This is a genomic window from Phycicoccus elongatus Lp2, from assembly GCF_000367525.1.
Lineage (GTDB): Bacteria > Actinomycetota > Actinomycetes > Actinomycetales > Dermatophilaceae > Phycicoccus_A > Phycicoccus_A elongatus.
Genome location: NZ_HF570956.1, coordinates 2,852,854 through 2,859,038 on the forward strand (window position 1 = coordinate 2,852,854; position 6,185 = coordinate 2,859,038).

Below are 6,185 nucleotides of genomic sequence, written 5' to 3' on the forward strand. Positions count from 1 at the left end.
GCGCCGACCCGACCCCGCGGCATACCTCACCTAGGCTGGGGCCCATGGCCAAGCAACATGAACTCACCATCGACATCGACGGCGAGCAGTGGGACCGAATCGGGATCAAGACCCACCTCATCACGATCCTCGAGCCGCTCGACCCGATCATCGAGGAGCAGGTCAAGCCGCAGTTCCAGCCCGGCGACTTCATCACCATCTCCGAGAAGGTCGTGACGATCAGCCAGGGCCGCGTCGTGCACATCGATGTCGTCAAGGCGAGCCCGCTGGCGAAGTTCATCGTCAAGGGCGTCAAGAAGTACGACAACGACATCGGTTACTCCCTGCCTGAGAAGATGCAGGTCGCGATCTACCAGGCCGGCTACTTCCGGATGATTGCCGCGCTGATCGGTGGCACGGCCACGCGGCTCTTCGGGCGACACGGTGACTTCTACCGGATCGCCGGAAACCGGATCAGCGAGATCGATGGCTTCAACCCCGACGCGATGGCGCCCTTCGACAAGTTCGCGATGATCGGCCCGGGCGACCCGGACGGTTACGCGCAGCGCATCGAGGACACCTTCGGGATCCCCACGGTCATCATCGACGGCAACAACATCAACGTCGAGGTCCTCGGCGCGAGCAAGGGACTGCCGGTCGACCGCGCCAAGGCGCGCCGCATCCTGCTGGACAACCCGATGGGCCAGGACGACGAGATGACGCCGATCATGCTCTGCCGCAAGCGCCCCTGATCAGACCCTGCACGCAAAACGCAACGTCTGCGTCACACAGAAGTTGTCTGGCACTGAGCGGTGGCGCTCCAGGCCAGCCACCCCAGACCGCCGAGCGGCACCTCCATGAGGTGCGTGACGACGGAGAAGAGCACCACCCCGGCCGTCGCCTGGGCCGGTGGGGCGCCCCAGCCGACGAGGGCAATGACCGTCGCCGACTCGGTGACGCCCAGGCCGCCGGGCGTGATGCCGACGGCGGTGAGCAACCGACCGATGGCGTATGCCGCGAAGAGCATTCCCAGCGGCAGCGCCACTCCCACGTCGCGCATGATCAGGACGAACAGGGCGTAGTAGAGGCCGAAGAAGCCGACCATCCCGAAGGTCATCTGCAGCCAACCGGTGCGGACCGTGTCGGTGATCCGGGCCCGCAACTCGCGGACCAACTGGTCGACGCTCATGGTCGCCGTGCGCTTCGACCGCCGGAAGAGCGGTCGGAGCAGCCGGTCGAAGAAGCGCCCCACGCGTTGGGCCTGGCGCTCGCTGGCGATCACCGCCACGAGAAAGCCGATGATGATCGCGCCCGTGATCATGCCGCCCACGGCGGCATCACGCAGGGGGGCCGGCAACTCGTCGTTGCCCCACCAGAGGGCGACGATCGCGACGACCGGCAGGGCGATCCGGGAGAGGACGTTCCAGACACCCGTGACGATCGCCATCGTCGAGGTGGCGCGGTTGGTGAACCCCCACGAACGGCACATCGCGTAGGTCGCGGCCAGCCCAACGGCACCGCCGCCCGGGAGCAGGTTGGAGACCGAGGAGCCACACAGGTTGAGGATCAGGGCGCGCCAGTGTGACAGCCCGGGCATCGCCCCGGTCAGGGTGAAGGTGTAGGAGTACAGGCCCGCAAGCATCAGCCCTTGGAAGGCGAGGACATGCCACCAGGGCACCACCTGGATCGAGGACCAGATGTCGGCCCAGGATGTCTTGGCGAAGTGCGGAAGCCCCCAGACGATGAGCACCACCGCGAGCCCGATCCCCAGGACGGCCTGAAGGATCCGACGCCACGTCCAGGCGGTTGGCTGCGGTTGCTGCGGATCGAGCACGATTCCCCCCGGTTGGCTCACGGCAGGCCCTCGAGGATATCGGTGGCGATCGGCGCACCCGCCGGATGCATCGGGTCGCGGAACCACTCGCGCCTGAAGGCGAGCGTGTAGAGCGGCCCGGGCAGACGCAAGAAGGCGGCGAGTGTGCGATCCCCACCGTCGCCCGAGGACTGTGAGGCGTGGGCGCGCATCGACGCCCGCTTGGCCTTCAGCTGCTTGCTCACGTCGATCCGATGGGTGATCTCGTCCGTGGCCGAATAGGCCTGCTCGAACGAGGCGATGTCGAAGTCCGGCGGGAAGCGATAGACCTTCGACACCCAACGCAGCGCCTGTACCAGCAGGTCACGAGGGACCGTCGCCTCCAGCACCCGCGGCGTGCGGGCGATCTCGGCCGCCCTCCGCCCCACCTCGTGGACCCGCACGTGGTCGCGGTGACCATAGCCACCGTTGCGGTCGTAGGTGAGCAGGACATCAGCCTGCTCGGTCCGCAGGATGGCCGCGAGTCGCTCGGCGGCCTCCTCGAGGCGAGCCCGGGCGAAACGCACCTGTCCGACGGGGTTGGGTTCGAGGACCGGCCCGCTCCCGCTGTCGGCATACCCCAGCCACTCGATCTTCGCCACGCCGAGGGCGTCTGCGCTGGCCTGGGCCTCCGCGAGGCGCAGGGATCCCAGTCCGCGTGGGTCATGGGTGTACGCCGCCGCGGCCAGGCCCATGCCGCCATCGGTCGCCAACACGAGCACCACCCGATGGCCTGCTGCCGCGGCCTTGGCCATGGTGCCGGAGGTGAGCAGCGCCTCGTCGTCGGGGTGCGCGTGGAAGGCCACGATCGTCTTCGGCTTCATCGGTGTCCATCCTTCCCCATGGCACCCTTGAGGGCGTGAAGGTCGCCCTCCTGTCGGACTGCTTCCTGCCCCGGTTGGGGGGCATCGAGGTGCAGGTTGCCGACCTCGCCCACCACCTGCAGCGGGCCGGCCACGAGGTCGAGGTCTTCACGGCGACCGGCAACGGGGCCGACCGTTCCACCACTCCTCGCGATGAGCAGGGGATCATTGTCCACCGCTTCGACCTGGGCCTGCCCGGCGGCATACCCATCAATCCACTCGCCGTGCCCGAGGTGCGTCGCCGCCTGCAGGGCGGCGGGTTCGACGTGGCACACGTCCACATGGGGGTCGTCAGTCCGTTCGCTGTCGACGCCGCGCGCACGGCCCTCGGCCTGGGTCTGCCCACCGCAGTGACCTGGCATTGCGTCATCGATGGATCGGCCCCCGTCCACCGCGCCCTCGGGTATGCCGCCCGCTGGGCCGAGCGGGGCGCGGCCCTCTCCGCGGTGTCGGCCATGGCGGCCGATCGGGTCCATCGCATCGTGCCCCCACAAACGCGAGTCTCGGTGCTGCCCAATGGGATTGATGTGGCACGCTGGCGTAGACCGGAAGGTCTGGCCGACGTCCCGGTGCCCCCGCTGCGGATCGTCGCAGCCCAACGCATGGTACGCCGCAAGCGACCTGACGCCCTCATCGACCTGCTGCTGCGCGCGCGTGAGCTCGTGCCGAGCGGCATCGCCCTCCAGGCCGAGGTCGTGGGGGATGGCCCAGCCCGAGAGGGTCTGGTGCGTCGACTCGAGGTCGACGGGGTCGACTGGATCTCGCTGCCCGGCCGGGTCACCCGCAAGCAGTTGCGCGACCTGCACTGGCGCAGCCATGTCTTCGTCTCTGCTGCCCGGCTCGAGGCCTTCGGCATCGCCGCGCTCGAAGCACGTACTGCCGGTCTCGCGCTCGTGGTGCGCGAGGGCACGGGGGCGCGCGACTTCGTGTCCATGGGTCTGTCCGGGCTGCTCGCCGACACCGACGACGGATTGGCCGAGGCGGTCGCCCGGCTCGCCACCCGACCGACCCTGCTGGCCAAACTGCAACAGCACAACCGTCGCGTCCCCCCGGCCGAGGACTGGCCCATCGTCGTGAAGTCGACGGTGGCGGAGTATCGCCGCGCCCAGCAGCAGGCCACGGTCCGATGATCGAGCGCGTCGACTGACGCCCGTTGCGTCCGCGGATTCCGTGCCTGCAGCAACGAAACTCGCGGACGCAACGTGGTGGTCATGCCCGCTTGCGCAGCCCGGTGAGGCCGAGGACGACGATGACCAATCCGATCCCGATGATGGCGGCCGGTGCGGCGACGGACCAATTGACGCTCGCCTCGGTCAGCGACCACACCGCGGTGAAGACCAGGGTGAGCAGGCCGATGAGACCGATGATCACCGGCGTGGGCGCGGGCCCGGTGAGCCAGGCCGGTTCGGACGTCACCGGTCGGCTGGCCGGGGCGCCGAGGTCGGTCGGTTCGCCGATCGCCGGGTCCGCCGACACCGCCGGCATCTCGTAGGTGGGAAGGACGGTGGTCGGCGCGCTCCGGTCCGTGAAGACCTCGTCGGCCAGATCGCGGTCGGGGTGCTCGTGCGAGGTGGTCATCACTTCTCCTTGACGATGAGGTCGCCCAGGCCGACGTTGGCCTGGAGGTTGACGGTGGTCGGGGACGGGGCATCGCCGTTGCGGTCGATGACGGTCGACAGGTTGGAGCCCAGGCCGCCGGATGCGTCCTCGCCGACACCGGTGAGATCGAGATCGCCGGCGCCGACGCTGGCATTGAGGGTGACCTCGGTGTCGTGGGGCACCAACACGGTGAGGGTGCCGACCCCGACGGAGGCCGTGAGATCGATGCCCTCACCCGGGGGGAGTTCGGCCAGGTCGAGGGTGGCGTCGCCGGCACCGATGTTGTAGCCACCAGCGGCGGTCGGACTCCAGGTGACGACCCGGGCCGAATCCGGTTCGAAGTCGACCTTGTGCGCGATGGCGGTGAGGCCGACCGGCACGATGAGCAGCAGGGTCAGGACGGAGGCGAAACCGCCGCGCCGGCCGGTGAGGCCGAGCCCCAGAGCCGCCAGCGAGGAGATGCCGAGGGCGATGAGCAGCCCGAGGAAGGGGCCGGAACCGTTGAACTCGGTGGGCCCGTCGAGCACCAGGCCCAGGCCGTAGCCGAGGACGGCCAGGCCGAGCACGACCGCCCCGAAACCTCTGGGGGCGCGACGACGCTGCGGGCGAGGGGGCGGCGGTGGGCCGATGGGTCGGGGCACGGGCGGGACGAAGCCTCCGTCGGGCGGGACGTTCCCCGAGGGACCGGGAACCGGCGGGATCGTCGGTGACGGCGCGTAGGTCGTGGACATGGTGCCTCCTTGGGCAGAGAGGTCCGCCGGGCCGGCGGGCGCGGCATACGCCATGGGTTCGTGGCCGGCGACAGTCGAGCGAGCGCCGTGGTCCGTGCCGCCGCGGTTGGCGAGCCAGATCGCGACGAGGGCGATGAGCACGGCGGGGAAGAGCCAGCCGCCCATCCAGAACGGTCCGTCGCTGAAGGACAGGCCCGAGAACATGACCACGGCGAGGATGACGATGAGGGCGATCGCGCCGACGTTGCCGTTGCCGGCCTCGCGCAACATCACCCGGCCCTCGGTGTCGGGGAGCAGCAGCCAAGCGACGAGGTAGATGATCAGGCCGACCCCGCCGGTGAAGAGGAGCACGACGGCCAGCGCCCGGATGAGCAGCGGGTCGACGCGCAGCCGGTCGGCGATCCCGACGCAGACGCCGCCGACCCACCCGCGGGTGCGGTCGCGGCGGACCCCGAGGCCACCCAGGCTCTCCCAGAACGAGGTGTTCGACGTCGCGTATGCCGTGGTGCCGGGGCCGCCGGGCCCGGCGTCCGACGGGCTGCCCGCGCCAGCGGGCGGCAGGGTGGTCGTCGGCGCCGACATCGGCGACGCCTGAACGGTCGGGGACGGCTGTGGGTCGGGGGGCGGTGTGTGGGTCTGCTCGGTCATGACTCGATCGTGGCCCTTGGGTCACGGTCCCCGCGATGAGGATCGACCCTGAGCGGGCCCTGACCGAACCCTCAGGGAGTCGGTCCACGAGGTGATCGTGCGTCAGGATGGGGGCATGCCCACGCCGTACACCCGCACCGAGGCGCCTCCAGCTGCCCCCGGTGCCCGGCCACGCCTCGAGCGGCCGCTCGCCGGGCGTTGGCTCGGTGGGGTGTGCGTGGGAATCGCCGAGCACCTCGGGATGCCGGTCAAGGGGATCCGGTGGGCGTTCGTCATCCTCGTGGTCCTCGGTGGGGGACTGCCGGCATACCTCTTCCTCTGGGCGGTGACACCGGAGAGCCGCACCGTGACGGCGCTCGACCCGGCGAGCGGCGCCCCCGCGCCGGTCGTCGGGCGTGCGCTGGCCGGCCTGCAGCGCTCCCGTCAGGGCGCCCTCGTGGCGACCGGTGTGCTCGTCGCCGCAGTTGGTGCGCTCATCGCCTTGCAGGCGGGGGGTCTCGACGTTCGGGCCAG

The 6,185-nt window shown here is 70.1% G+C and carries 7 protein-coding genes; 3 read left to right on the forward strand and 4 right to left on the reverse strand.

Annotated elements, in window-relative coordinates:
• Window positions 1-44: 44 nt before the first annotated feature.
• A complete protein-coding gene (locus BN10_RS13815; protein ID WP_010851874.1) occupies window positions 45-731 on the forward strand; it encodes a coenzyme F420-0:L-glutamate ligase in 687 nt (228 codons plus the stop codon).
• Window positions 732-763: 32 nt separating this feature from the next.
• Here BN10_RS13815 and BN10_RS13820 read toward each other — a convergent pair whose 3' ends face one another.
• Together BN10_RS13820 and BN10_RS13825 are read right to left on the reverse strand one after the other, a co-directional pair.
• A complete protein-coding gene (locus BN10_RS13820; protein ID WP_010851875.1) occupies window positions 764-1,834 on the reverse strand; it encodes a lysylphosphatidylglycerol synthase transmembrane domain-containing protein in 1,071 nt (356 codons plus the stop codon).
• Window positions 1,831-2,655 (reverse strand): PIG-L deacetylase family protein, encoded by an 825-nt coding sequence (locus BN10_RS13825; RefSeq protein ID WP_010851876.1) that lies wholly within the window; start codon window positions 2,653-2,655, stop codon window positions 1,831-1,833. Before BN10_RS13825 ends, BN10_RS13820 begins: the two co-directional genes overlap by 4 nt.
• Before the next feature lie 35 nt (window positions 2,656-2,690).
• Here BN10_RS13825 and BN10_RS13830 point away from each other — a divergent pair, with 35 nt between their 5' ends.
• The gene (locus BN10_RS13830; protein ID WP_040753777.1) at window positions 2,691-3,824 is read left to right on the forward strand and encodes a glycosyltransferase family 4 protein; all 1,134 of its coding nucleotides are present in this window, start codon (window positions 2,691-2,693) and stop codon (window positions 3,822-3,824) included.
• Between the two features lie 79 nt (window positions 3,825-3,903).
• On the opposite strand, the gene BN10_RS13835 is transcribed toward BN10_RS13830, so the two are convergent.
• Window positions 3,904-4,272, reverse strand: coding sequence for a hypothetical protein (locus BN10_RS13835; RefSeq protein WP_010851878.1), 369 nt, complete (start codon window positions 4,270-4,272; stop codon window positions 3,904-3,906).
• Complete coding sequence (locus BN10_RS13840; RefSeq protein ID WP_010851879.1) at window positions 4,272-5,672, reverse strand: PspC domain-containing protein; 1,401 nt, start codon at window positions 5,670-5,672, stop codon at window positions 4,272-4,274. Before BN10_RS13840 ends, BN10_RS13835 begins: the two co-directional genes overlap by 1 nt.
• Before the next feature lie 115 nt (window positions 5,673-5,787).
• Here BN10_RS13840 and BN10_RS13845 point away from each other — a divergent pair.
• On the forward strand, window positions 5,788-6,185 hold a 398-nt coding region (locus BN10_RS13845; RefSeq protein ID WP_040751965.1), incomplete at its 3' end, for a PspC domain-containing protein.

Bases quoted from the DNA above. Each gene is read 5' to 3' on its own strand.
- BN10_RS13840 (WP_010851879.1), bottom strand. From the start codon at position 5,672: ATGACCGAGCAGACCCACACACCGCCCCCCGACCCACAGCCGTCCCCG.
- BN10_RS13835 (WP_010851878.1), bottom strand. From the start codon at position 4,272: ATGACCACCTCGCACGAGCACCCCGACCGCGATCTGGCCGACGAGGTC.
- BN10_RS13815 (WP_010851874.1), top strand. From the start codon at position 45: ATGGCCAAGCAACATGAACTCACCATCGACATCGACGGCGAGCAGTGG.
- BN10_RS13825 (WP_010851876.1), bottom strand. From the start codon at position 2,655: ATGAAGCCGAAGACGATCGTGGCCTTCCACGCGCACCCCGACGACGAG.